Origin of the sequence: Candidatus Laterigemmans baculatus, assembly GCF_010367455.1 — a bacterium.
Lineage (GTDB): Bacteria > Planctomycetota > Planctomycetia > Pirellulales > Pirellulaceae > Laterigemmans > Laterigemmans baculatus.
On the sequence record NZ_WRPR01000010.1, the window covers coordinates 39,031 to 65,528 of the forward strand.

Genomic DNA, 26,498 nt, shown 5'->3' on the forward strand with positions numbered 1-26,498 from the left:
GGCGCTTTCGGGTACTGTGGTTTAGCGCCCAAATCCATCACCCTCCCCCCGGGAGGGTCGGGCTCTTAGGCCCGGGGAGGGCCGGCTAATCTCTCCTCGCCCAGGGCTCTACGTCACGCGTCGCCCTCCCCGCTCGTCCCTCGCGACCCTCCCGCAAGCGGGAGGGTGATGAGATGCGTTGGCAAAACCACCAACCCCGACGCCTTCACTTACAGCAACGAATCGAGCAGCCGTCGCAGCTTTCGCAGCTCGACGCGGTGGTCGACTCCTTCCATCGGCGTGATGTGCACGCTCAGCGCCCGATCAAACTTCTCCCGTTCGAGCTGGGCGATCAGCTTGCCGTAGTCGACTTCCCCCTGACCGACGCTGACTTGGAAGACGTCCTTTTTGGAATCCCGCAGGTGGACGTGGTAGACGTACTTGAGGATTCGGTCGAGGCTCTTGCCTTGCGCCGGTCCGACCATGTAGACGCTCGGGTCGAGCGTGATCCCCAGCCCGTGCACGTTGTCGCAGAGGACCATCAGCGTGTCGGGATCCTCGCTGAGCCGGCCCAACTGGCTGCGGACCCCGACGCGGATCCCTTCGCTCTCGGCGATGTCGACCAGCTTCTGCAGGTGCTCGACCTCTTCGTTGAACGGCGTTCCCAGTTCGGCCGAGGGAACCGTCAACGTGACGACCTTGGAGGCTTTGGCGAAGCGGCAAATCTCTTTGAAGTCCGCGTAGTGCTGCTCTCCGCTGGAGGCGAGCTCGATGCTGTACGAGGAGATATCGAGGCGATGGCTGAAGCGGATCCGATGCATCGCCGCGTCGGGATCGGCCAGCAATTCGCTCGGCTTGTAATGACCACCTTCCTCGTGCAGGTCGATTTCGATCATCGTAAATTCGAGATCCGCCAACAGATCGATTGCCCCTTCGAGCGGCAGATCGGGCAAGCAAGCGGTCGACGCAGCAACGTACACGTCCATTCCTCCGTGACAGGTGGGGTCATTCAGGCGAGTCGCGTAGCTTAGCGATCCGGGGCCGGGAAGTGAACGGCAGTCGCCGGCCGAAGCGGAGCGAGTCGCAGGGGCGTTTTGCCGCCGATCTTCCCACGCTGCCCGTCCTTTCCCCCCGCCGCGTTTTAAAGCATCATTGCAGGGTCTCCGGCGTGGGCCGACGTGGAAGCAGATAGACACCTCCAACTCCCAGCAACAAAAAGGTTTTGAAGAGTCATGGCGGAGTTAAACATCCCCAGCAGCGACGCGTGCGAACTCGATTTCCTCTCGCTCGGCGCGCTCGTCCATCGGCTCGACCCGGGCGTCATTCCCTTCCGGCGGGCGACCTCCTTCGATGTCCACGTCTCGGGAGGCGAGTACAACGTCGCAGCGAACCTGGCCAGCTGCTTCGACCAGCGGACGGGGATCGCGACCGCGATGGTCAACAACGGGATCGGCGAGCTCGTCCAGAGCCGGGTCCGCGAAATGGGGGTCCGCCCGTTCTACAAGCACTTTGAACACGATGGGGTCCGCGGCCCGAACATCGCCACCGTCTACAGCGACCGCGGCCAGGGAGTTCGCCCGCCGATCGTGTTCTACAACCGGGCCAACGAAGCGGGCGGGATGCTCAAGCCGGGCGATTTCGACTGGAAGCAGATCTTCTCGGCCGGCGTGCGGTGGTTCCACTCGGGAGGGATTTTCGCCGCCCTCTCAGAAACGACGGCCGACGTCGTCGTCGAAGCGATGCAGGCCGCCAAGGCGAGCGGGGCGGTCACCTCGTTCGACCTCAACTACCGGGCGAAGCTGTGGGATACGATCGGCGGCCTGAAGCGGGGCCAGGAAATGATCGGGCGGATCGCCAAGCACGTCGACTGCATGATCGGCAACGAAGAGGACCTGCAGAAAGGGCTCGGCGTCCAAGGCCAAGATGTCGAAAGCCGCTCGAAGCTCGATCCCGAAGCGTTCTTTGGCATGATCGAGCAGGCGGTGGAAAAGTTCCCCAACATCAAGCTCGTCGCCACGACGCTCCGCGAAGTCCACTCGACCAACCGCCACAGCTGGGCGGCGGTCCTGTGGTACAACGGCCAGCGGTACGTCAGCCCCACGATCGAGCTCGACGTGATCGATCGCATCGGTGGCGGCGACGGCTTCTGCTCGGGGCTGATCTACAGCCTGCTCGATGGCCGCGCTCCCGAGCAAGCCCTCCGCCTCGGCTGGGCCCACGGCGCGCTGCTGACGACCTTCCCGGGCGACGTCAGCATGGCTCGGCTCCCCGAAGTCGAAGCCCTCGCCGCCGGCGGCTCCGCCCGAGTCCAGCGGTAAAGAACTCGTTTAACGGCAAGCCGAAGGCGACTGCTTTTCTCGATTCTTGAATCGTTTAACGGCAAGCCGAAGGCGACTGCTTTTCTCAATTCTTGAATCGTTTAACGGCAAGCCGAAGGCGACTGCTTTTTCTGCATCCGATTGATGCCCCGTTGCCTTCAGCACGCCGTTGAACGATTTCGAGGGCGGTTCGACTGAAGTATCATCCCCTGCCGCTTCCCACGAGGCTACAAAGGGAGGAAGAACGACACTTCGGCTCCAAGTCGCACCAGGAACGCCCGGGATGGTCCACGCATACCATGTGATCCTTCCCGTCTACGGATACTGGCTTCCCAACGATCCGCGTGGAGGCTGGTCGGAGGTGATCCGAAAATGGGAGTTAATCCATTTCGGCAACGCCAGCAAAACCCTCGAACGGCGTTTCCTGGAGGAACTTACGCCTCAAGAGTTGCGCGAACGTCAGGCTGCGAAAAAGCGACTTAAGTACCCAGCGGTCAGACTAACGGGCACACAGGCCGCTGCAATCGGTGGCGGGTTTGCCGAGAAAACCAGAAAAGGCAACTACACAATTTGGGCGTGTTCAATCCTCCCGGAGCACACTCATTTGGTGATCGCTCGCCGCACCTTCAAGGTCGAGCAGATGGTCAACCTTCTAAAAGGATCAGCTACGCGGCGACTGATCGACAGGTCGCTTCATCCACTCGCAGCGCATGCCAAAGAGGGCGAACGGCCCCCCAGGATGTGGGCTTCTCACGAGTGGAAAGTTTTCCTCGACTCAGAGGAAGCAATCGAAAATGCGATTCACTACGTACAAGAGAACCCTGTCAAGGAAGGCAAGCGCGAACAACATTGGTCGTTTGTGACCCCGTTTAGCGGGCTGCCGATCGGAAGCTGGGTTACCTACCACACCAATTGAAGCGTCTGTCACGACTATTTAGTGGCACTGAACCGCTGACTGTTCACGCTTCGTTAGGCCGGATTGAAACACAGTCGCCTTCGGCTTGCCGTTAAACGATCTGACCCTTAGCCTTCATCACCGTTGCTGAGCACGGCCATGAAGGCTTTTTGGCTGATCTCGACGTTGCCGACCGCCTTCATCCGCTTCTTGCCTTCTTTCTGCTTCTGCAGCAGCTTGCGCTTTCGCGTGATGTCGCCGCCGTAGCATTTCGCGGTCACGTTTTTCCGCATCGCCGGGACCGTTTCGCGTGCAATCACGCGGGAGCCGATCGCCGCCTGCACGGCGACTTCGAACATGTGCCGCGAGATCTCCTGCTTCAGCCGCTTGGCGACCGCTCGCCCGCGGCGGTCGGCGTCGCGGCGATCGCAGACGACGCTCAGCGCATCGACCCGGTTCCCGTTGACCAGGATATCCAGCCGCACCAAATCGGCCGGCTCGTAACCGACCATCTCGTAGTCGAGGGTCCCGTAGCCGCGAGTCGCACTCTTGATCTTGTCGTGCAGGTCGTAGATGACTTCCGCCAAGGGAATATCATAGGTCAGCATCGCGCGGAGCGGACCCAAATACTCCTGGCTCTTCTGAATCCCGCGGCGCTCCTGGCAGAGCTTCATCACCGCCCCGATAAACTCGGTCGGAACGACGATGTTGCACCGCACGATCGGCTGCCGGAACTCTTCGATGTCGCCCGGGTCGGGAACGTCCTGAGGCTTGTGGATCATCCGCGTCTCACCGCGCTTGTCCAAAATCTCATAAGTCACGTTCGGAGCGGTCTGCACCAGGTCGATGTCGGCTTCTTGCTCGAGCCGCTGCTGGACGATCTCCATGTGCAGCAGACCGAGGAACCCGCAGCGGAATCCGAAGCCCAGGGCGTCGCTCGTCTCGGGCTCGAACTCGAAGCTCGGATCGTTGATGCTAAGCCGGCTGAGCGCGTCGCGGAGCTCGGAAAAATCCTGTCCGTCGCTGGGGAACAACCCGCAGTAGACCATTCGCTTGGGCCGCATGTAGCCCGGCAGCGGCTCGGCCGCCTTGTCACCCGGAACGCTGACCGTATCGCCAATGTGAACGTCCGAGAGCGACTTGATGTTGCAGATCAGATAACCGACTTGGCCGGCGGTGAGCTGTTCGCAAGGGACGCGCTGCGGAGCGAACTGGCCGAGCTCGACCACTTCATGCTGGCTGCCACTCCGCAAGAAGCGAATTTTCTGACCGCGGCGGACGGTCCCCTGCATCAGCCGCACGTAGGTGATCGCGCCGCGGAAGTCGTCGTAATTGGAATCGAATACCATTGCCTGGAGCGGCGCGTTGGGGTCGCCGCCGGGGGGCGGGACTTTGCGAACGATCGTCCTCAGCAGCTCGTCGATCCCGATTCCCGCTTTGGCACTGACGCGGACCACGTCTTCCGGGTCGACGCCGAGCGATTGCTCCATCTCGTCAGTGACTTCATCGGGCCGGGCGTAGGTCAGGTCGATCTTGTTGATCACCGGGACGATCGTCAGGTCGTGTTCCATCGCGCTGAAGGCGTTGGCCACCGTCTGCGCCTCGACCCCCTGGAACGCGTCGACCAGCAGCAGCGCTCCCTCACAACAGGCGAGCGACCGCGACACTTCGTACTGAAAATCGACGTGGCCGGGAGTGTCGATCAGATTCAGCTCGTACGTCTCGCCGTCCAGCTTGTAGTGCATTGCGACCGCGCGAGCCTTGATCGTGATCCCCCGCTGTCGCTCGAGCGCGAGATCATCGAGCACCTGCTCCTTCATCTGTCGTTTGGTGATCGTCCCGGTGTGCTCAAGCAACCGGTCGGCCAACGTACTCTTGCCGTGGTCGATGTGGGCGATGATGCAGAAATTGCGGATCTGCATAAATTTCCAGAAGGTTTTGAGTGGTTGTGGGTGGTTGGGGAGCAGCGTTGGAAGAGTGAACGGGCTCGGCTGGCGTTACTCGCCTCCAGCAGCCTCATGCCGCGCGTAACCGGCGGCTCCGAGATATCCGGCGTCACTGCCGAGCGTGGCGAAGTCGATCGTCGTTCCGGCGTACACATTTTCAAAGGTGCGGCGGTGGAATTCTTCGCGGATCCCGTTGAGGAATCTTATCCCGACCGGGCAGTCGGGGCCTCCGAAGTCCATCGCACCGCCGAGCACGACCAGCCCTGGATCGATCGTGTGGACGAACGTCGTGATTCCGATCCCCAGCCACCGCGCGGTCTCGTCGATGATTTCCAGCGCCAGCTCATCGCCGTGCTCGGCCGCCTCGTAGACCTTGCGGGCCGTCAGTTCGGTGTCGCTGCCGCCGAGCAGCCCTCCTAACCGGCTCGCCGCAGCCAACGGGCCGCCCGCCCGCAGCCGATCCCGAGTCCGCTCCACCACCCCGCTGGCCGAGGCGTACGCTTCGAGCTGACCGCGACCGCCTCCCCAGACGCAGAGCCGAGCGTCGTCGGCCGAATCGACCAAAATGTGGCCGCACTCGCTGCCAAAACTGTTCACGCCATTGACCAGATGGCCGTCGACGATGATTCCCCCGCCGACGCCCGTCCCGAGCGTCAGCAAAATCATCGACCGGTGTTCGCGTCCGGCTCCCAGCCAAAATTCTCCATAAGCAGCGGCGTTGGCGTCGTTGACGAACGAAACCGGCAACCCGGTCGCCTGAGCAACCGCGTCACGGATCGGAAAATGCCACCAGTTCGGCAAGTTGGGGGGCTCGACCAGCATCCCGCTCGGCAAATCCATGCTGCCGGGAGTTCCCAAACCGATCCGCACGATCTGCTCGCTGACCTCCGAGCCAAGCTCGCTTTGAAGCTCTTTCAATTTCTCGGCGATCCGGTCGACGGCAGCCTGCGGGCCCCGATTTTCCTCCGTGGAAATGCGAGCATAGGCGAGCGGCTGGCCATTATCATCGACCAAACCGAGCTTGATGTTCGTCCCCCCGACGTCGATCCCCCAGAAAAAGGGCGGCTGGGCGGTGCGGGAATCGATCAGGTGGGGCGATTCAGACATTTTCGGCTACTATTTCCCTAAATCCCCGTGGTACGTCACGCTTTCCAGCCTGACATGCATGCTCCGTCAGAAAACTCTGAGCCGACGGCGCTAGCCGCGGGTGCTGCAGCGTTGATCCCGGGTCTGCGAGGCCCGAGGCTTCTGCGAGGCCCCAGGCTTCTGCGAGGCCCGAGGCTTCTGCGAGGCCCGAGGCTAGCGCCTACGGCTCAAAAGAGTGAAATCGCCGGGTTTTCTGACAGAGCCTAACGTACGTCAGGTGGCGAGTATAAAAATGCAGGGGCAAAGCCACAACGAGCGTCATCCTCGCCCGCAACCGCACACCGAGCCTCACCCCGCCCATGCGCATTGCCTACCTGACCGCGGGAGCCGCAGGGATGTACTGCGGCAGCTGCATGCACGACAACGCGTTGGCCCGAGCGTTGATCGCTCGGGGGGCCGATTGTCTGCTCCTGCCGGTCTACACGCCGATCCGCACCGACGAGCGGGACGTCAGCGCCGACCGCGTCTTCTTCGGTGGAATCAACGTCTTTCTTCAGCAGAAGGCGCCATGGCTCGGCCGTCTCCCCGGTCCCCTGCAGCGATTCCTCGACGCGCCGTGGCTGCTGCGGCTCGCAACCCGCCGGGCCGCCGCCACCAGTCCCGCGATGCTCGGCGAGCTGACCGTCTCGATGCTCCGCGGGAGCGAAGGGCACCAGGCGGGCGAGGTCCAGCGATTGGTGCGTTGGCTGACCGACGAGTTTCGCCCCGACGCGATCGTGCTGAGCAATCTGCTGATCGCCGGTTGCGTGCCGGCGATCCGTCGCGCGATGGACGTGCCGATCGTCTCCTGGCTGCAAGGCGACGATATCTTTATCGAGTATTTGACCGAGCCGCACAAAACGCAGGCCCTCGAGCTGCTTGCCGAGGTGGCTGCGGCGACCGACGCCTGCCTGACCAACAGCCGCTTCTACGCTCAAAAGATGCAGGGGTTGCTGAAACTTAGCGACGACCGCATGCGTCTCGTTCCACTGGCGATCGATGTCGCCCCCTTTGCCGCCGCCCCCTCTGCGGTCGCCCCCTCTGCGGTCGCCCCCTCTGCCGTCGCCGCGCCGAGTCCGCTCCCCACGATCGCGCACGAGGGAAGCGAGTTCCCGGCGGGGAGTCGGCAGGTGGAGGAGTCGGACCCGGCGTTTCGGATCGGCTACCTGGCCCGGCTGGCTCCGGAAAAGGGTTTTCACCACTTGGTCGAGGCGTTTATCGAATTCGCCAAACGGCCGGGGGGGCAACGTGCCGAGCTGCACTACGCGGGCTGGTTGGGGAATCAGCATCGAGCCTATTTCCGAGCGGCGCAGCACCGGCTTGACGCAGCGGGCCTCGGCGACCGCCATCACTACCACGGCAGCCCGTCGCTGGAAGAGAAGCTCAGCTTCCTGCGGCACAACCACGTGCTCTGCGTGCCGACCGTCTATGAGGAGCCGAAGGGCCTGTTCGTGCTCGAAGCGCTCGCCGCGGGCGTGCCCGTGATCCAGCCGAACCACGGAGCCTTTCCCGAATTGTTGGCGTCGACCGGGGGCGGATTGCTGGTGCCCCCGGGCGATTTGCTGGCCCTGGCCGACGCGTTCGAATCGCTCTCGGCGGACCGCCCCCATTGCACCGCGCTCGGCCGAACCGGCTGCCAAAACGTCCACCGCAACCACACGATCGAAGCCCAGGCCGAGCGAGTCGAAAGGATTCTCCAAAGCCTCCGCTCGCCACGCGCGCTTCACCCTCCCCCCGGGAGGGTCGGGCTCTAAGGCCCGGGGAGGGCCGGCCAAACCGATGCGTCAGCGTTGCGAAGTCGGGTGCCCTCCCCGCTCGTCCCTCGCGACCCTCCCGGGGGGAGGGTGACGTTCATGTTTTGCGATCAAGCTCCGCGTGCACCGCCGGCCGTTCCTAAACGGCTAAAGCGGTGCGAGCTCCTCGGTCGATCCTTCTGCGTAAGGGACTGCCAGCTGCTACTACCGGAAGAATCGACGCTATGCCGCAATCCATCGATCGCCGCCACTTTCTCGTGCTCAGCTCTGCCCTCTCGGTCGCCGCCGCTGCGGGGCGCGTCGTCGGAGCCGAGCCAGCGGGCAGCGCCGGCAGCGCCGGCGAGGCCGTCCAACTCATCCCAGCGGCCGACCAAGACCTGTTCCGCGTGCGGATGCAGATGAGCGTCAAAGGGAACGTCGACATTCCCAAGAACCCGCTGGCTTCCAAAGAGCGAGACCGGCAGCTGCCGCTCGTGGCCAACTCGACGATCGATTTCGAGGAGCGGTGGGTCCGCGGCGAGAGCGAGTTGATGGCCGGGGCGCAGCGGTACTACTACGAAGCGACCAGCGAATCGAAAGTCGAAGACCGCACTCAGACGCGTGAACTTCGCGACAAAGCCCGCCGGGTGGTCGCCCACGTCGACGCCGGGCTGCCGGTGCTCTACGGCGAAGAGGATTACCTCACGCACGACGAGCTGGAGCTGCTGAGAACGCCGGTCTGCTCGCTGGCGATCGATGCGATCCTGCCCGCCAAAGCGGTCGCTCCCGGTGCGAGCTGGAGCCCCGACACGGCGGGCCTAGCTCGCTTGTTCAACTTGGCCGGAATTCAGAAGTCGACCGTCACTGGCGAGGTCGTCTCGATCGACGCCAAGCAGGCCAAGCTGCAATTCCAAGGGCGGATCGACGGCTCGATCGACGGCGTTCCGACGGTCATTGAACTGGCAGCCAAAGCCGTCTTCGACCGCGACGCCGGAGCGGTGACCTGGTTCGCCCTGGCACTTCGCGAGCAGCGAGAGATTGGCAAAGCCGAACCCGGCTTCCAAGTCGCCGCTCAGGTGAAGCTGATCCGCCAACCGCTGGAGGAGGCGAACGCCGTCCGCACCGACGACTCGCTCGACTTCTCCGCTCCGCCTCCAGAGGAGCGGATGATGGTCCACCTCGACAGCTCGATCGGCCGCTTCACCGTCTTCCTCGATCGCAGCTGGCGGATGATCTCCGACGCCAAGGGGCTGACGACGCTGCGGATGATCAAAACCGACAAAGTCATCGCCCAGTGCGACATTCGCCCGTTGGTCGCGATGAAGCCGGGCGAGCAGTTGACGCTCGAAGCCTTTCAGGCCGATATCCGCCGCTCGCTCAGCTCCCGCTTCGGGTCGTTCCTGGAAGCGGAAGAAGGCGTCAACAGCGGCGGGCTGCGGACGATGCGGGTCGCCGTCCAGGGAGAAGTCGAGCAGGTCCCGGTGCAGTGGGTGTTCCTGCACTTCAGCGACGATTCCGGCCGTCGCGTCGCCGCCACCTTCACGCTCGAAGCGACGCAGGTCGAAGCCTTCGCCGGCGCCGACGCCCAGTTCGCCAATACCTTCCGGTTCCAAGCCGCCGCGGAAGAACCCGCCGAACAACAAGCCGCCAAAGCCAGCAGTGCGGACCGGAAGTAGGGGCTGTCTCTTCGTTTAACGGCAAGCCGAAGGCGACTGCTTTTCTTCGCTCAACCGCAATCAAACACCGTCGCCTTCGGCTTGCCGTTAAACGAAACCTGAAACCTGCTGCCTCCCTAAGCCAACCTCGGCAGCGCCGGGAACGCGAGCGTGAACTTCGTCCCTCGGCCGACTTCGGTCTGCACCGTGATCCGGCCGCCGTGGGCTTCGATGATCTTGCGAGCGGTCGGCAACCCGAGCCCCGTGCCGGCCGTCTTGGTGCTGTAGAAGGGCTCGAACATGTGCATCGCCGTGTTGTCGTCCATCCCCTCGCCGGTATCGATCAGATCGAGCGCGACCCCGCCGCGGGTGGCATGCGTGCGGACGACCAACTGGCCGCCATCGTCCATCGCTTCGATTGCGTTCTTGACCAGGTTCATCAGGGCCGCTTGCAGCGCGTCGCTTCCCATCAAAATCCGCGGCAGATCGGGATCGAGGTAGCGGACGATCTCCACGCCTGCCTGATCGGCTTGAGCCTGGCAAGCTCGCAGCACGCGTTCGATCTGCTCGTTGAGGCTTCCCGGCGTGAGGTTCATCTCCCGCAGCCGGGCGAACCGCAGGAAGTCGGCCAGCATCCGCTCCATCCGCTCGCACTGCTGCCGCACGATATCGACCTTGTCGAGCGCGCGGCGGCGGATCGGCGATTCGCTCTCCTGCAAATCCTCGTCGAGCAAGTCGATGTTCATGTGAATCACCGACAGCGGATTCTTGATCTCGTGAGCCAACGAGCCGGCCAACTCGGCCAGCTCCTCGTACTGCTGCCGCACGGGATCGGCTGCCGCTTCGTCGTTGCCAGAGCCGTAAGAGGCGGTATCCATACTCACAACAGCTCGTCGAGTTCAGCGGTCAACTCTTTGAACCGGGCAAGGGTGACCGCGACCGGTTCGGGCTCCGTCATGTCGACTCCCGCGTCGCGAAGCAGATCGAGCGGATCTTTGCTGCAGCCGCCAGACAGGAACCGCTTGTAGTCGGCTAGCGCCTCAGGACCTCCGCCGAGCACTCGCCGCGAGAGGGCGACCGCCGCGCTCAGTCCGGTCGCGTATTTGTAGACGTAAAACGCGCGGTAGAAGTGCGGAATCCGGAAGCACTCCAATTCCAGCGCTTCGTCCACGACGAACTCGGGGCCAAAATACGCGTCGAGCAATTCGCGGTAGGCCGCTCGCAGCGAACCGACCGTCAGCGGCTCGCCCGCCTCGGCCATCTCGTGCGTCTTCCGCTCGAACTCGGCAAACATCGTCTGCCGCACCACGGTCCCGCGGATGCTGTCCAGCTCCTGGTTGATCAGGTACGCCCGCTGGCGGTCGTCGCTGGCGGTCTTGAGCAGGTGTTCGGTCAGCAGCTGCTCGTTGAACGTGCTGGCCACTTCGGCCACGAAGATCGTGTAGTCGTAATACTGGTAGGGCTGATTCCGAGCCGAATACCAGCTGTGCATCGAGTGTCCCGCTTCGTGGGCCAGCGTGAACACATCGTTCAGCACTTCTTCCTTGAAGTTCATCAGGATGTACGGCGCCCCATCGAACGTTCCGCAGGAGAATGCCCCGCTCTGCTTCCCCCGGTTCGGATAGCGATCGCACCACCGCCCCCGCAGCCCCTCTTCGAGCACGCCGAGGTATTCCGAGCCGAGCGGCTCAAGCGCGGTCAGAATCGTCTCGACCGCTTGATCCCAAGAATGACGCTTCTGGATGTCCGAGAGGATCGGCACGTAGGTGTCGTAGTGGTGCAGCTCCGACAGCCCCATCTTGCGGCGGCGGACGTCGAAGTAGTGGTGCACCGCGGGAAGCGAGTCGCGAACCGCCGAGATCAGATTGTCGTAGACCGAGGTCGGCACGTTGTCGGGAAAGAGCGCCGCTTCGAGGCTGCTTTCGTAGTTGCGGACCTTCGCGTAATAGACGTCGCGGTGGATGCTGCCGGCGAGCGTCGCGGCCAACGTGTTTTCGTGCCCCTTGAACTGATCGTAATACTGCTCGAACGCCGCCCGCCGTGTTCCCCGGTCGGGATGGATCAGCAGTTGACCGAAGGTCGCGTTGCTGAGCTCGATCGTGTTGCCATCGGGATCAGTGATCGTCCCGAATTTGAGATCCGCGTCGGTCAGCTGACGGAAGGCGGTCGAGGCGGCGGCAGCCATCTCGCCCTGCATCGCCAGCAGCCGCTCCTCGCGATCGCTCAGCGTGTGGGGACGGAACCGCAGCATCCGCTCTAGCCCCAACCGGAACGGGGCGACGGGCTCGGCGGCCAGCAGCGCGTCCATCTGCTCGACCGGGATCGCCAACAGCTCCGGCCGCATGTAGCTCGACGCCTGAGCGGCGCGGACCGCGAGATTGCGGAACCGGCTCTGCATCCCCTGGTAGGCGTTGTTCGTCTGGTCCTCGGTCGTCTTCAGGAACGCGTACGTTCCCAACCGCTCGGCGGCGCGATCGAAGTCGCTGTCGAACTGGAGCGCCTCGGCCAACGTCTCAGCCGATTCGCCCAGCCGCCCGCGATACTGCTCAAACCCCTCGACCCGCCCCTTCAAGTCCGCGAACGCGGCTTCCCAAGCCTCGTCGCTCGGAAACAAGCTGGCGAGGTCCCACGTATCCGGGGCGGGAACCTGCGAACGCGACGGGAGCATGGCTGCGGTAGACACGGGGCGAAGACTCCTCCATGGACAGGGGCAAGAACCCAGGAGAGTCTAACAAATCCGCCCCCCGCTACGTCAGACACCGTACCTCAGGCTTTCCAGGATGACTCATAGTCGCCTTTCGCTCCGCGAAAGTAGCGTCTCCCCCACCGGGATCTTTCGCGGAGCGAAAGGCGACTATGGGGCGTCCGAGGAGGTCTGGGCTGGAAAGCTGACGTACGGGCCCTACTTCGGCCGCACCACGTCTTTGGCCAAGCCGATTCGCTCCATCGCCACAATCACCCACCACGACATGTCGAATTCGTACCAGCGGTGTCCGTGGCGAGCCGCCCGCGGGCTGGCGTGGTGGTTGTTGTGCCAGCCTTCGCCGTGGGCGAGCAGGGCAACCAACCAGTTGTTGCGGCTCTCGTCCCGCGTCTCGTAGTTGCGATAGCCGAAGACGTGCGAGAGCGAGTTGACGGCCCAAGTGCCGTGCAGGACGAAGACCGTGCGGACCACCACGCCCCAGATGAACCAACTGGCTGCCATCCGCACCGCCTCGCCGCTGCTGCCCCCCATGACCCAGCCCCACAAGCCGCCGAGCGCCGTGATCACCAGACCATGGACCAAGTAGATCCCCAACCAGCGATAACGCCGCTCGAGGTTCAGATAGAACGGGTCGCGGAGCAGGTCGCGGACATACCGCTCGAAATAATGCACATGGTCGTGGTCACGGTTGCGGACGAGCACCCAGCCGACGTGGGCCCAGAGGAAATTTGCCAGCGGCGAATGCGGATCGGGCTGGTGGTCGCTGTGCTGGTGGTGCATGCGGTGGATCGCCACCCAGCGAGCCGGGCTGTCCTGCAGATTGCACATCCCGAACACCGCGAACGTATGCTCGAGCCACTTCGGACAGGTGAAGCCGCGGTGGGTCAACAAGCGGTGGTAGCCGATCGTGATCCCCAGCATTCCGAACGTCAGGTGCCCGAGCACCGCGACGACCACGCCCGACCAACTGAACAACCAGGGAACGACGGCCAACACCGCCAGAGCGTGCAGAATCGCCAGCGGAATCAGGTACGACCAGTAGATTCGCAGCGGCACGGCGGCTTCGGGAAGCGGAATCCGCTGAGGGTCCAAGCCGCAAGTCGCCCCCTTGCCAGCCACTTCCAAGCAGCCTTCATCGGGAACGACCTTCTCAGGAGCCACCGGCAAGGTGGAGGAGAGACGGATGGGCGGTTGCATCTCGGCCGTCGCTTCGTCGGACACTCGCACTTCCTGGCTCAGAGGCTGGCGACCGACCCGAGAAAGATCCTGCACTCGCAGAACCACGGCACGGTCACTGTCGACCCGCTCAACCGCAGACAATCCCGTCGACAAAACGCGGCGAGCAGGCAGTTCGCGGAAGAAGGCAAATTTAAACCCTCAACCACCCCCGCGTCGACCCAAAATCCCCCGGAAGTCGCGTCGGCACCACCGGCGTTACAGGCTCGCATAGCCCCTGAGCCGCAGGGCGCTAGCCGCGGGTCTATTCCGGTTTGCTGTCCGAGAAAGCGTTGCACCGCAGCGGAGCTCAGCCACAAGCGAGAAACATTGGATCACGCGCATAGTCGCCTTTCGCTCCGCGCCATAGTCGCCTTTCGCTCCGCGCCATAGTCGCCTTTCGCTCCGCGCCATAGTCGCCTTTCGCTCCGCGCCATAGTCGCCTTTCGCTCCGCGAAAGTAGCGTTTCTGCACTACTTTCGCGGAGCGAAAGGCGACTATGGTTCACGCAACGTCGCCCAATTGCAGGACTTGTCCGTAGCGGCGGATGACTTGGCTGCGGAGTTTTTCGAAACCGGCCGCTTCGAGCTGGGGATCTTCGTCGATCAGCCGCTGGGCCAGCTCGCGAGCAGCGACCAGCTCGTCCGCGTCTCGCAACGGGTCGGCGATCCGCAGCGGCGGCAGGCCGCTCTGGCGAACCCCCATCAAGTCGCCGGGGCCCCGCAAGCGGAAGTCAGCTTCGGCTAACTCGAAACCATCGTCGGTCTCAGCCAACACCTGCAGCCGCTCGTTCTCCTCCGGCGATCCCGGGCCGCCAGTAAAAATCCCTACGTGCCCGGTGTGCCGACCGCGGCTGACGCGGCCTCGCAGCTGATGGAGCTGGGCCAGCCCAAACCGCTCGGCTCCCAGGATCGTCATCACCGTTGCGTTGGGCACGTCGATCCCGACTTCGATGACGGTCGTCGCCACCAGCACCTGCAACCGCCCTTCGGCAAACCGCTTCATCGTCTCCGCTTTGTCAGCCGGCGACATCCGCCCGTGCAGCAGCCCGATCCGGTACTTCGCCAGCGGACCACTCGCGAGCTCCCGGTAAATCGACTCGGCAGCCGCCAAGTCCTCACTCCCGCCACCGCTTTCGAGCCCCAGTTCGCCTTCTGGTCCGCTGTCCTCCAGCGGGTCGTCTCCATCGTCCCCATCCGCAGCCGCCTCCGCCGAGCGTTTGCCGCCGGCTGAGACGAGTGGAGTGACGACAAACGCTTGCCGCCCCTCGTCCAACCGTTCGGCGACGAACTGCCACCAGCGGTCCCGCCAACCATCGTGAGCGAGGTACGTTTTGACGACGCCTCGCCCGGGCGGCTTTTCCCGCAGCGTGCTCAGCTCCAGGTCGCCGAACATCGTCATCGCGACGGTCCGGGGAATCGGCGTCGCTGAGAGCACCAGGTAGTGCGGATCGAGGCCACCGCTGCGAAGCCGTGCCCGCTGGGCGACACCGAATTTGTGCTGCTCGTCGATCACCACCAAGCCGAGCCGCGGCAAAGCGATCTCGCCGTACAGCAAGGCGTGGGTCCCGACCAGCAAGTCGATCTCGCCCGCCGCGGCGGCCCGCAGCGTCTCCCGCCGCTCGGCCGCCGAGAGTGAGCCGCTGAACAGCCCCACGCGAACGCGACTCTTGGCCAGCGCGGCGGCGAACGTCCGCTGATGCTGCCGAGCCAGCACGTCGGTCGGAGCCATCAAGACTGCCTGATGTTTATGGGCCGCAGCCAGCAACATCGCGTACTGGGCCACGACCGTTTTGCCGCTCCCCACGTCCCCTTGGATCAACCGGTTCATGGGAAACTGGCGGGACATGTCGCGCCCCACCTCTTCGATCGCTCGCTGCTGGTCGCCGGTCAACTGGAAGGGAAACCGGCGGGCGATTCGAGCATTGATCTCGGGGCTGGGGGGCAGCGCCGGGCTGTGCAAATCGGTCGTCAACCGGCGACGCCGCATCGCCAGCGCCAGCTGCAGCACCAGCAGCTCCTGGAAGATCAGCCGTCGCCGCGCCGCTTCCAACTTCTCGGCGTTTTCCGGACGGTGGATGTTCAACAGCGCCTCGGCGATTCCCACCAGCCCCAGCGAGTCGCGGATCTCCTCGGGGAGCACTTCCGGGACGCTCCCCGACAGGGTCTCGGCCACCGAAGCCATGATCCGCCGCATCGCCGGCTGCTTGAGCCCTTCGGTCAGCGGATAGACCGGCAGCACATCACCGCCGGGAAGCGTCTCCTTTTCGTCGAGCGGCACGACGCGAGGGTGCACGAACTCGAACCGCAAGCCGTTCAGCCGCGGAGTACCCGAGACGAGCACGCGGTCGCCGCGGTGGAGGTTCTCGGTGCGGAATGGCTGGTTGAAAAACATCAGCCGTACCGCCCCCGTGTCGTCTTCGACTAGCACGCCGGCGATCGACTTTCCCGAGTAGGTGACCCGCTGGTCGACCTCGGCGATCGTCCCCACGATCGATGCCGGTTGCTCTTCGGCCAGCTCGGCAATCGGTTTGAGTTCCGCACGATGCTGGTAATCCCGCGGAAAAGCAAACAACGCGTCCCCCGCGTTGCGGATCCCCAGCCGGGCCAACAGCTCAGCCCGCTGCGGCCCGACCCCACGAAGATACTGGGCGGGCGTGGCGAGGGTGACGGCAGGAGCGTCGGTTGTGCGATCCATCGAATCTTTAATCTAATCCAAAGCGGTCTTGCTCCGCGCCCCGGCGTCTCTCTAGTATCCCAACCGCGGAACACTCACCAGACAAGGATGTCGGCGTGCGCGTCGTACGAAATCTCGACGAACCGATGCTCGCCTCCTCTGCGGGAGGTCGGACCTGGCGGTTGACCGCTGCGCTCTCAATTCAACCGCTCGCGGGCCTCGCCGTATCACTGCTATTTTTAGCCGCTTTGGCCGGCTGCACCCACCGCGCTTATCCGCTCGGCCCCGGCTATCCCGCCGGCAACCCCTGGGGGCCGGCTGCCCCGCCGAACGTCTCCCCGCTCGAAGCCCAAGTCACCGAACTGCAGCGCCGCGTTCAATTATTGGACGAAGACAATCGCCAACTGCAGACCCAGCTGGCCCAATCCGAACAGCAGTCGCTCGTCTATCGCGACGAAGTCAACTTGATGCGGCAGCAGCTCGCCGACACGGCCGAACGGCTCGAGCAGGCTCGGATCGCCGCCGACCAAAGCCAACAGCACTTCAAAGGGCTGCAGGCCTCCACCCAGTTCCGTGGCGGAGCGACGCTCGAAGCGAACACCAATCTGCGGCAGATCGCCGAAGCGATGCGGGCCAGCGGACTGCCGGTCGTCTACGAAGGAGACGCCGCTCGCGTGCTCGTTCCGACCGACCAACTGTTTCAACCCGGAACCGCCCAACTGCTGCCGCAAGCCTCCGGTCTGCTGACTCCGATCGCCACCCAGATCGTTCGCTTGGCGCCTCGCCAGCGGATCGGTGTCGAAGGCTTTACCGACGACGCTCCGCTCTACGGCGGCCAATTTTCGAGCCCCCATCAGCTGACCTCCGCCCAGGCGCTGAGCGTGTTCGAGCTGCTTGCCGAACGCGGCGGCATCGCTCGCGAGCAAATGACGACCACCGGGCATGGTGCCAGCAGCCCACGCCAGCCGAACCAAACCGCCGCCGGCCGCTCGGCCAATCGCCGCATCGAAATCGTGATCTACCCGAGCACGATGTAGCTTCCTTTCATAGTCGCCTTTCGCTCCGCGCATAGTCGCCTTTCGCTCCGCGCATAGTCGCCTTTCGCTCCGCGAAAGTAGCGTTTCTGCGATACTTTCGCGGAGCGAAAGGCGAGACTATTTGCGCTACTTTCGCGGAGCGAAAGGCGACTATGGGCTCACACCTGCTTGCGCGACAGGGCGATGCGGCGGCGTGGGATGTCGACTTCCAGCACTTTCACGCGGAACACGTCGCCGACCGCAACCACCTCGCTGGGATCTTGGATGTAGCGATCGGCCAGCTCCGAGATGTGGACGAGCCCGTCCTGGTGCACGCCCACATCCACGAACGCTCCAAACCGCGTCACGTTGGTGACCACACCCTCGAGGATCATTCCCGTCTGCAGATCGCCGATCTCGCTGACCCCTTCGGTGAAGCTGGCCACTTTGAATTCGCGGCGGGGGTCGCGTCCCGGCTTGGCCAACTCCGCCAGGATGTCACGAATCGTCGGCAGGCCGGCCGAGTCATCGACGAAATCGGACGGATTGAGTTTGCTGGCCGCCGAGGCGTTGCCGATCAGCTGAGCCGCGGGAATTCCCAAGCTCTTGGCCATCCGCTCGACGATGTGATAGCTCTCGGGGTGAACCGCCGAGTTGTCGAGCGGCTGGATGCCATCGGCGACCCGCAGGAACCCGGCCGCTTGGCGAAACGCTTTCTGGCCGAACTTGGGAACTTTCAGAATCTGCTTGCGACTCCCAAAACGGCCTTCGCTGTCACGAAACGCCACCACCCGCTCGGCTAATTTCGGACCGATCCCAGCCACCTGAGCGAGCAGCGGGGCGCTGGCCATGTTCAGATCCACCCCCACGGCGTTGACGCACGACTGGACTTCACGTTCGAGCGACTTGCGGAGCCGCGTCTGGTTCACGTCGTGCTGATACTGGCCGACGCCGATCGACTTGGGATCGAGCTTGACCAGTTCCGCGAGCGGATCCTGCAAGCGGTGGGCGATGCTGATCGCTCCCCGCACCGTCACGTCCAGATCGGGATACTCGGCGACCGCCAACTCGCTCGCCGAGTAGATCGAGGCCCCCGACTCGCTGACAATCGCTTTCGTAACTTCCAGTGCGTGTTCACGGACCAGCGCGGTCACGAACGCATCGGTCTCGCGCGAGGCGGTGCCGTTGCCGATCGCGATCATCCGCACGTGGTATCGCTGGATCAGCTCGATCAGCGTCTTGCCGGCTCCGGCAGCGTCGCTGCGAGGAGGCGTCGGATAGATCGTCGTATGGGCGAGGACCTTTCCCGTCCCGTCGACCACCGCGACTTTGCAGCCGGTGCGAAAGCCGGGGTCGATCCCCATCGTCACGTTCGGACCGGCCGGAGGAGCCAGCAACAACTCCCTGAGATTTTTCGCGAACACACCGATCGCTTCTTCCTCGGCCGCTTCGGACAGCTCGTCGAGCACCGCTGAGCTAGCCCCTGGCAGCAGCAAGCGATTGAAACAATCCTCGACCGTGCTCCGCATCTCCGCGGCGAACTCGAACTGCGGGTTCGAAAGCAACCGTCCCTGCAACTGCCGCAGCGTGCTCTCGTCAACGGCAAAGCTGACGTTGAGAATTCCTTCGGCCTCGCCACGTTTCATCGCCAGCAAGCGGTGCGAAGCGACGCGGGCGGCTCGTTCGCTGTGGTCGAAATACATCGCGAACTTGCTCGACGGGTCGTTCTTGCCCCGCTTGACTCGCGAGACGATCTGGCCGCGGCGGACTTGCTCGACCATCCAACTCCGCGTCGCCGGCTCGCTGGCCCACGTCTCGGCCACGATGTCACAGGCTCCGGCCAGCGCGGCCGCTTCGTCCGGGACCTCCTTTTCGGGATCGACGAACCGCCGCAGCACTTCCTGCTTGGACTGCCCGAACTGCTTGGACTCTCGGAGCGGCCGCTGGGCGAGCAGGAGATCGGCCAGCGGCTGCAGCCCTCGCTCCCGGGCGGCAGTCGCCCGCGAACGCCGCTTGGGCTTGAACGGCAGGTACAGATCCTCCAACTCGGCTCGGACCGAACACTGTTGAATCTGTCGTCGCAGCTCCGGCGTGAGCTGGCCAGCCGCCTCAATCGTGCTCAGGATCGTCGCCTTGCGATCGGCCAGCTCGCGAGCCTTCGCCAACTGGTCTTCGATCACGCGGAGGGCGATCTCATCGAGCCCGCGTGTCGCTTCCTTGCGATAGCGAGCGATGAAGGGCAGGGTGTTGCCCTCATCGAGCAACTCGATCGTCGCCAGCACCTGGGCCACGTCGACCTGCAGCCCGCCAGCGATCTCCGCCGCAGTGGCCTGCAAGTCAAAGCATGCGAATCCGTTCTTATCCACTCGCTACCTTTAATCCAATAATCCCGATCAGGATCAATGCGATGCAGGCGATGCGGGCAGCCGATGCCGATTCGCCGAAGATCAACATCCCCGCGATTGCGGTCCCCGCCGCACCGATTCCCGTCCAGACGGCATAACCCGTCCCCACGGGGATCTCACGGAGGCCGCGGGCCAGAAAGACAAAACTGGCGATCATCCCCAGGACGGTCAGCACGCTCGGCCAAAATCGCGTGAACCCTTCGCTGCTCTTCAGCCCCAGGGCCCACGCGATCTCAAGCAACCCAGCGATCAACACATACAGCCACGCCATCCACAACTCCACCGCCCCAATCAGCGAGAGGCGTCGCACTGGCAAAAAGAATCGTTTAACGGCAAGCCGAAGACGGAATCCGGTGTCCGGTGTCCGGTGTCCGGTGTCCGGTGTCCGGTGTCCGGTGTCCGGTGTCCGGTGTCCGGAATCCGGAATCCGGAATCCGGTGTCCGGGGTCCGGGGTCCGGGGTCCGGAGAATCTGAAATTTCAAATCCTGCTCTCCCGGCTCCCGGCTCCCGGCTCCCGGCTCCCGGCTCCCGGCTCCCGGCTCCCGGCTACCGGCTACCGGCTACCGGCTCCCGGCTCCCGGCTACCGGCTCCCTGCTCCCGGCTCCCGGCTACTCCAACACTCCTTCGAGCGCCTTATCGGCTTCGGCTTCAGCTTTCTTCATCACTTCGGCGATCGAGACCGGAGCGCCGCCTTGACGCTTGCTCTCGTCAGCCGCTTCCATGAACGCGCAGATTTCGATCGTCTCGCGGGGGTCGATCGGGATTTCTCCAGTCTGGAAGAACTTGGCGATTTCGACCACCAGCGGTCGGTACCCGGCGTAGCTGCCGATCTGGCCGATCTTCTCGCTGCCGAACGCGGTTCCGCCGTATCCCTTGGCTCCGCCGCGGATCCCGCGGAACGTGCCGATCCGGCCTTCGTCCCACAGCCCGACGACGACGTCCATATCGTCGCTCGTCGTCCGGCTGACGCTTTGCACGCCAGTGCCCATGCAGGTGAACAGCGTTTCGACCCCGTGGATCCCGTACCAGAACAGGTCGCCATGGGTCTCTTCGAGCGAGGCGGGGCTGTAGGCGTCACACCCCATCACGCGTCCCAAGCTTCCGCTGCGAATCGCCTGCGCTCCGTCGGTGTAACGCAGCGACGAAGCGGAGAACATCGGGACCTTGTAGTGCTCGGCCGCCCGCACGATCGCGATCGCATCGGAGAGCGACGCGGCGATCGGCTTGTCGATGAACACCGGCTTGCCCGCTTTGAACACCGGCAGCGCTTGCTCCAGGTGACGGCGTCCGTCGTTGGTCTCGAGCAGCACGCAGTCGACCCGCTCGAGCAACTCGTCGATCGAGTCGACGATCTCGACGCCCAGCTTCTGAATGTCTTCGGTGTACTTGGGAATCCGCTCGACGCTCGAGGGGATGTCGAGGCTGCCTTGCGGATACGCAGCCACGACGCGGCAGTTCCGCATCTCGTCGGATGCCGGCTCTTTATTGAACTCGCGGGTGAACGCGATCGCATGCGAAGTGTCGAGCCCGATGATGCCGACGCGGAGCGGTTTGTCGTCTTGAGCCGACGCTTGCTCGGAGAACAACGCTTGACTCAAGCCGAACGCCAGTAGGGCGGCCGTCAGAAAACGCAAGGGAAACCGTCGCATGCTGCTGATTCCTCGTGGAGATATATAAGAGTTGTGTTGCAGTATTGATTTGGCCGCCCGAGTGACGGCCGTTGTCATCACCCTCCCCCCGCGAGGGTCGGGCTTTCAGGCCCGGGGAGGGCTCCGCACTCAGCGTCTACTGCGGACTTCCCTCCCCGCTCGTTCCTCGCGACCCTCCCGGGGGGAGGGTGAAGACCTTTTTGAGCCGTAGGCGCTAGCCTCGGGCCTCGGGGCGCGGGGCTTCGCGCCACCCTGCCAGGACCGCTTAGACCTTCGGTTCCCAGCCCTTCTCGTACTCGCGACCCCAATGGGCTTGGGCTTCGGAGTTATTGAGGATGTGCCCGTTGCTCGGGTCGATGTCGACGACGCCCCCGGTGCGGTAGGCGATGTTCCCCAAGTGGCACAGCAAGGTGCTGCGGTGAGCTTCCTCGATGTCGGCGTTCGGCAGCTTGCCGGTCCGAATCGAATTGAAGAAGTCGGCCAAGTGGTCGGTGTCGCCACCGCGATCGCTGTGGGTCTCGCCGACCTGCTTGCCCTGCATGTCGTACATCGTGTAATCGGCGTTGCGGATCACGATCGAGCCGTCGGTGCCGTGGAAGCTGATCCCGAACCGCGAATCGTGCGGCCCGAGCGGCGACCAGCTGAGTCCTTCCCAGGTGATCGTTTTCTGTTCCGGGAAGTCGTAGGTGACCATCATCGTGTCGGGGGTCTGCTGATCGTCGTCGTGACGATACTTGCCCCCACCGGCGGTGACCCGCTCGGGGAACGTCACACCCATGCCCCAGCGAGCGACGTCCAGGGCGTGGATGCCGTTGTTGCCCATTTCGCCGTTGCCCCAGTGCCAATGCCAGTGCCAGTTGTAGTGGACCAGGTTGTCACGGAAGGCGGTACGCGGGGCGGGACCTTGCCACAGATCCCAGTCGAGCCACTCGGGGGCGGCGACTTCCTGCCCGAAGCCGATCGACGGGCGGCGGTTGTTGTACCAGGTGCGGGAGTAGAGGACGCGGCCGATCTCGCCGTCCTGAATCTTCTTGACCGCTTCCTGGATCGCCGGCCAGCTGCGGCGCTGCGAACCCATCTGCACGATCCGCTTGTTCTTGCGGGCCGCGGCGACGGCCAATTCACCTTCTTCCGGCGTCTGGCTGCACGGCTTCTCGACGTACACGTGCTTGCCCGCGGCACAACCGAGAATCGTCGCCGGGGCGTGCCAGTGGTTGGGGGCGGCGACGACCAGCGCGTCGACGGCCTGATCGTCCAAAATGCGGCGGAAATCGCCGGTCAGCTGCGGCTTGCGGCCCTGCGATTTTTCCACCATCGCTCCCGCGGCCTCGACCGCGCGGGAATCGACATCGCAGACATAGGCAATCTCGACGTTCGGGGCAGCCAAAAAGCCCTTCGTCAACGCCTTGCCGCGCGAGTTGACGCCCATCATCCCCACCACGATCTTCTCGCCGGGACTGTCTTTGGCCGCGGCCTGCTGAGGGGCCGCTTGGGCGCGACCAGCAGCCAGGGCGGCCGCTGCTGCGACGCCACTTTGCAAGAACAGTCGCCGGTCTCGATCGATGGACATAGAGGCCTCTTTGAGTCTTATGGGGAGAAAAAGAAGAAGGCAGCGGAGAGCACCCGCCACACAACCGCCCTAGTTTACCGAATTCACGCAGCTAACGCACTCCGAATCTGGTCCGCCGCTGCACGAGCGAGCGGCGGGCGACCGCGTCGCGCTGCCTATGCCCCCAGGATCCGGCCGATCTCCGCCACGTCAACCCGCCAGCTGGGAGCCTCCTGGATCATAGTCGAGGGGTGCAGCCTGACTCGCGAAAACGTTTCACCAAAACGTTCCCGTCCGGCTCGCGGCGCGACTAGAATGGACAGCCGTCCAATCCCGCTCAATCACTCCGGCCGGTCAATTCCACCCATTCGGATCAATGGCCAAGCCGGTTCGTTTGGCAGTACACACTCCCACCGCTAACTCCCGTCATACTTATGGATCGACGAGAATTCTTAGAAGCCACTTCCGCGGCTCTCGGTGCCGGGGCGCTCGCCGCTGCGGGCACCGGGGCACTGAGCCTCGGAATCGAGCAACCTCTGGCCGCGGCCAGCGAAGCCTCCTCGGCCGGCAACCTGCACTTGGCCCCGTTTCGCTTTGACGTGACGCCGCCGCTGGGCCACTCGTGCTGTGGCGGCTGGATCAAGCCGGTCGAAGCGGTCGACGATCCGCTCGAAGCGATCGGTTTTGTGCTGCTCGGAGCTGGCAAGCCGATCGTGCTCTGCGTGGTCGATTGGACGGGGCTGCTCAACGAAGCCCACCTCAAGTGGCGTGAGACGTTGGCCGCCGCGGCCGGCACGACGGTCGATCGGGTGACGGTCCACTGCGTCCACCAGCACAATGCGCCGTTCGCCTGCCTCGAGGCCGAGCGGATCGTGCTCGCTCAGGGTGACCTGCCGCACATCGTCGAACTCGATTTCTACAACCGCTGCCTCGACGCCGGCCACGCGGCGGTCACCGAAGCGCTCCGCCATGCCCAACCGGTGACCCACATCGCCCACGGCGAAGCCAAAGTCGACAAAGTCGCCGGCAACCGCCGCATCCTCGGTCCCGATGGCAAGGTCGTCTCCCAACGGGGCAGCGCTTCGCGAAATCCAGAGCACCAAAAGCTCCCCGAAGGCCTGATCGACCCGATGCTCAAGACGGTCGCCTTCTACAACGGCTCCGAAAAGATCGCCGCCTGCCATTACTACGCCTGCCACCCGATGAGCTACTACGGCGACGGCCGAGTCAGCGCGGACTTCTGCGGCTTGGCTCGCCGGCAGCGCCAGGAAGAGGAGCCCCAGTGCACCCACCTGTACTTCAACGGCTGCGGCGGCAACATCGGAGCGGGCAAGTACAACGACGGCTCCAAGGAAATGCGGCCAGTCCTGACGCAGCGGATCTATGACGGGATCGTCGGCTCCGAAGCGACGCTCCGCCCCGAACCGATCGCCAATCTCCGCTGGGTCACGCACGACATCCTGCCGCCGCCCCATCCGCGGTTCGACGAGGCGGAGATCATGAAGCAGATCGAGGATTCGTCGCAGTCGGTCGTCAATCGCAATCGCCCGAGCTACACCGTCGCCTACATCCGGCGCTACCGCGAGCAGCTTCCGATCACCCTCGCCGCCCTGCATATCAACGACACCTCGATGCTCCACCTGCCGAGCGAGAGCTTCGTCGAGTACCAGCTCGGAGCCCAGCAAGCCTCGCCGGAGCGGTTCGTCGCCTGTGCGGCCTACGGCGATGGCGGCCCCTGGTACATCCCGACCGCCGAAGCCTATCCCCAGGGAGGCTACGCAGCTTCGGTCGCCTGGTGCGATCCCCAGATCGACCAGATCCTGACCGACGGCATCCGCCAACTCCTCGCTCAGACTTAGCAAAAGCGGAAAGTCGGGCAGAATCTTCTCGTACTCGTACTCGAAACCACGCCGCTGCGGACGCGGAATCGAGTACGAGTACGAGTGCCGCTTCGCTGAGTACGAGTACGAGTACGACCGAAGCACCCTCTCGCCTCTCGCCTCTCGCCTCTCGCCTCCACCTCTTGAACGATCAGCATGCGACACGATCACACGGCCGCCCGCCGTTCCTTCCTCCGCTGGTCATGGCTCCTCGTCGGTTGGCTGTGGCTCGCTCCCGCGGCGAAAGCCAAGGACGAAGCCGCCACCCAAAACACCGAACGTCCCAACATTCTGTTCTTCTTCATCGACGACCAGCGGCATGACACGCTCGGGTGCGCCGGCCACCCGATCGTGCAAACGCCCAACGTCGACGGTCTCGCTCGCAACGGCGTCCGCTTCGAAAATGCGTTCGTGACGACGCCGATCTGTTGGGTCAGCCGGGCAACGGTCCTCACCGGAATGCTCTCCCGATCGCACGGTTCGGCCGGCCAGATCGACCGCGTCAATCCCGCCGCAGCCAGCACGATCTATCCCAAGCTGCTGCAACAGGCGGGTTACCGCAACGGCTTCTTCGGCAAATGGCATGCGAAGATGCCCGCCGGCTTCAACCAGTCGCAGTACTACGACGTGTATGAGGACATCTCACGGAATCCTTACTTCAAAAAGCAGCCCGACGGCAGCCTCCGTCACGAAACCGATCTCATCGGCGACCGGGCCATCGACTTCCTCAAAGCTCAACCAGCCGACAAACCCTTTTGTCTGAACCTGTGGTTCAATGCCGCCCACGCCGAGGATGGTGACAAGCGGCCCGGAATCGGCCACTACCCATGGCCCCAGTCGGTCGATGGAATGTATGAGGATGTAGAGATTCCCGCACCGCGGCTGAACGACCCGGCGATCTATGAAAGCCAGCCGGAGTTTTTAAAAAAGTCGCTTAACCGCGAGCGTTACTTTTGGCGGTGGGATACTCCCGAAAAATACACCACCAACATGCGGGCGTACTTCCGCATGCTCACCGGGATCGACCAGACGATCGGTCGAGTCCTGGAAACGCTGCGAGCCCAAGGCTTGGATAAAAACACCGTCATCGTCTACTCAGCCGACAACGGCTACTACATGGGCGACCGCGGGTTCGCGGGCAAATGGTCCCACTACGAGCAATCGCTCCGCGTTCCGATGATCATCGTCGATCCGCGCGTAGTCGAGCGAAACCGCGGGCGAGTCGATTCCCGCATGGCGCTGAACGTGGATCTTCCCTCCACGTTCCTGGAGCTGGCCGGAGTGGCGATTCCCGAGCGGTACCAAGGTCGCAGCCTACTTCCGTTGCTCCACGACGACCCCGCCGACCCGCTCGACTGGCGAGACGACTTCCTAGCCGAGCATCTGATCGAAATGGGGACGCGGATTCCAAAATGGGAAGGCGTTCGCGGCGAGCGTTATGTCTACGCTCACTACTTTGAGAACGACTACGAGTTTTTGCACGACCTCCAGAAGGATCCTGATCAGCTCCAAAATCTGATCGACGATCCAGCCTATCAAGACATCCGCCAGCAGCTCCGCGAGCGCTTCCAACAGCTCGCCGAAAAATATCCCAAAGTCACACCAGCGGCGACAAAGAAAGCCGCTAGTCGCTAGTACGGACGGGGTCTCAGCCACCGGGCGGTAGCTCCCCAAATCGTTTAACGGCAAGCCGCAGGCGACTGCTTTTCTAGATCCCCAAATCGTTTAACGGCAAGCCGCAGGCGACTGCT

The 26,498-nt window shown here is 63.8% G+C and carries 18 protein-coding genes; 7 read left to right on the forward strand and 11 right to left on the reverse strand.

Features of this window, described 5'->3' with window-relative positions; translation table 11 throughout:
• Positions 1 to 209: 209 nt before the first annotated feature.
• Positions 210 to 959, reverse strand: coding sequence for a sugar phosphate isomerase/epimerase family protein (locus GNK13_RS01575; RefSeq protein WP_164100697.1), 750 nt, complete (start codon positions 957 to 959; stop codon positions 210 to 212).
• A gap of 252 nt (positions 960 to 1,211) precedes the next feature.
• Between GNK13_RS01575 and GNK13_RS01580 the strand changes: the two genes are divergently transcribed.
• A complete protein-coding gene (locus GNK13_RS01580) occupies positions 1,212 to 2,297 on the forward strand; it encodes a sugar kinase (protein WP_164100680.1) in 1,086 nt (361 codons plus the stop codon).
• Between the two features lie 283 nt (positions 2,298 to 2,580).
• Positions 2,581 to 3,213, forward strand: a complete 633-nt coding sequence (locus tag GNK13_RS01585; protein WP_164100681.1) for a transposase — start codon at positions 2,581 to 2,583, stop codon at positions 3,211 to 3,213.
• Between the two features lie 107 nt (positions 3,214 to 3,320).
• Here the strand turns inward: GNK13_RS01585 and lepA are convergent, their stop codons facing one another.
• A complete protein-coding gene (lepA, locus tag GNK13_RS01590) occupies positions 3,321 to 5,114 on the reverse strand; it encodes a translation elongation factor 4 (RefSeq protein ID WP_164100682.1) in 1,794 nt (597 codons plus the stop codon).
• Between the two features lie 75 nt (positions 5,115 to 5,189).
• Positions 5,190 to 6,245, reverse strand: a complete 1,056-nt coding sequence (locus tag GNK13_RS01595; RefSeq protein WP_164100683.1) for an ROK family protein — start codon at positions 6,243 to 6,245, stop codon at positions 5,190 to 5,192.
• A 338-nt stretch (positions 6,246 to 6,583) separates the two neighbouring features.
• Between GNK13_RS01595 and GNK13_RS01600 the strand changes: the two genes are divergently transcribed.
• On the forward strand, positions 6,584 to 8,017 hold the full coding sequence (locus GNK13_RS01600; RefSeq protein WP_164100684.1) for a glycosyltransferase family 4 protein: 1,434 nt from the start codon (positions 6,584 to 6,586) through the stop codon (positions 8,015 to 8,017).
• A gap of 224 nt (positions 8,018 to 8,241) precedes the next feature.
• Entirely contained in the window at positions 8,242 to 9,672 is a 1,431-nt protein-coding gene (locus GNK13_RS01605) for a hypothetical protein (RefSeq protein ID WP_164100685.1), read from the forward strand.
• Positions 9,673 to 9,788: 116 nt separating this feature from the next.
• On the opposite strand, the gene GNK13_RS01610 is transcribed toward GNK13_RS01605, so the two are convergent.
• The 4 genes from GNK13_RS01610 to recG all read right to left on the reverse strand — a co-directional run bounded on the left by GNK13_RS01610 (position 9,789) and on the right by recG (position 16,267).
• On the reverse strand, positions 9,789 to 10,529 hold the full coding sequence (locus tag GNK13_RS01610) for a sensor histidine kinase (RefSeq protein WP_164100686.1): 741 nt from the start codon (positions 10,527 to 10,529) through the stop codon (positions 9,789 to 9,791).
• Between the two features lie 2 nt (positions 10,530 to 10,531).
• Positions 10,532 to 12,319: an oligoendopeptidase F gene (gene pepF, locus GNK13_RS01615; RefSeq protein ID WP_164100698.1), complete on the reverse strand. Its 1,788-nt coding sequence runs from the start codon at positions 12,317 to 12,319 to the stop codon at positions 10,532 to 10,534.
• Positions 12,320 to 12,553: 234 nt separating this feature from the next.
• Positions 12,554 to 13,576 (reverse strand): acyl-CoA desaturase, encoded by a 1,023-nt coding sequence (locus GNK13_RS01620; protein ID WP_235934714.1) that lies wholly within the window; start codon positions 13,574 to 13,576, stop codon positions 12,554 to 12,556.
• Positions 13,577 to 14,074: 498 nt separating this feature from the next.
• A complete protein-coding gene (gene recG / locus GNK13_RS01625) occupies positions 14,075 to 16,267 on the reverse strand; it encodes an ATP-dependent DNA helicase RecG (RefSeq protein ID WP_164100687.1) in 2,193 nt (730 codons plus the stop codon).
• Between the two features lie 95 nt (positions 16,268 to 16,362).
• Here recG and GNK13_RS01630 point away from each other — a divergent pair, with 95 nt between their 5' ends.
• The gene (locus GNK13_RS01630; RefSeq protein WP_235934715.1) at positions 16,363 to 17,283 is read left to right on the forward strand and encodes an OmpA family protein; all 921 of its coding nucleotides are present in this window, start codon (positions 16,363 to 16,365) and stop codon (positions 17,281 to 17,283) included.
• Positions 17,284 to 17,441: 158 nt separating this feature from the next.
• Here the strand turns inward: GNK13_RS01630 and GNK13_RS01635 are convergent, their stop codons facing one another.
• From GNK13_RS01635 to GNK13_RS01650, 4 genes are all read right to left on the reverse strand, one after another.
• Positions 17,442 to 19,628: a Tex family protein gene (locus GNK13_RS01635; RefSeq protein ID WP_164100688.1), complete on the reverse strand. Its 2,187-nt coding sequence runs from the start codon at positions 19,626 to 19,628 to the stop codon at positions 17,442 to 17,444.
• Positions 19,621 to 19,977, reverse strand: a complete 357-nt coding sequence (sugE, locus tag GNK13_RS01640; RefSeq protein WP_315852956.1) for a quaternary ammonium compound efflux SMR transporter SugE — start codon at positions 19,975 to 19,977, stop codon at positions 19,621 to 19,623. The genes GNK13_RS01635 and sugE overlap by 8 nt, the downstream gene beginning before the upstream one ends.
• A gap of 300 nt (positions 19,978 to 20,277) precedes the next feature.
• The gene (locus GNK13_RS01645; RefSeq protein WP_164100689.1) at positions 20,278 to 21,318 is read right to left on the reverse strand and encodes a Gfo/Idh/MocA family protein; all 1,041 of its coding nucleotides are present in this window, start codon (positions 21,316 to 21,318) and stop codon (positions 20,278 to 20,280) included.
• Between the two features lie 265 nt (positions 21,319 to 21,583).
• A complete protein-coding gene (locus GNK13_RS01650) occupies positions 21,584 to 22,888 on the reverse strand; it encodes a Gfo/Idh/MocA family protein (RefSeq protein WP_164100690.1) in 1,305 nt (434 codons plus the stop codon).
• Between the two features lie 413 nt (positions 22,889 to 23,301).
• Here GNK13_RS01650 and GNK13_RS01655 point away from each other — a divergent pair, with 413 nt between their 5' ends.
• Together GNK13_RS01655 and GNK13_RS01660 are read left to right on the forward strand one after the other, a co-directional pair.
• Positions 23,302 to 24,726, forward strand: coding sequence for a hypothetical protein (locus GNK13_RS01655; protein WP_164100691.1), 1,425 nt, complete (start codon positions 23,302 to 23,304; stop codon positions 24,724 to 24,726).
• A gap of 177 nt (positions 24,727 to 24,903) precedes the next feature.
• On the forward strand, positions 24,904 to 26,382 hold the full coding sequence (locus GNK13_RS01660; protein ID WP_164100692.1) for a sulfatase family protein: 1,479 nt from the start codon (positions 24,904 to 24,906) through the stop codon (positions 26,380 to 26,382).
• The last annotated feature ends 116 nt before the right edge of the window (positions 26,383 to 26,498 follow it).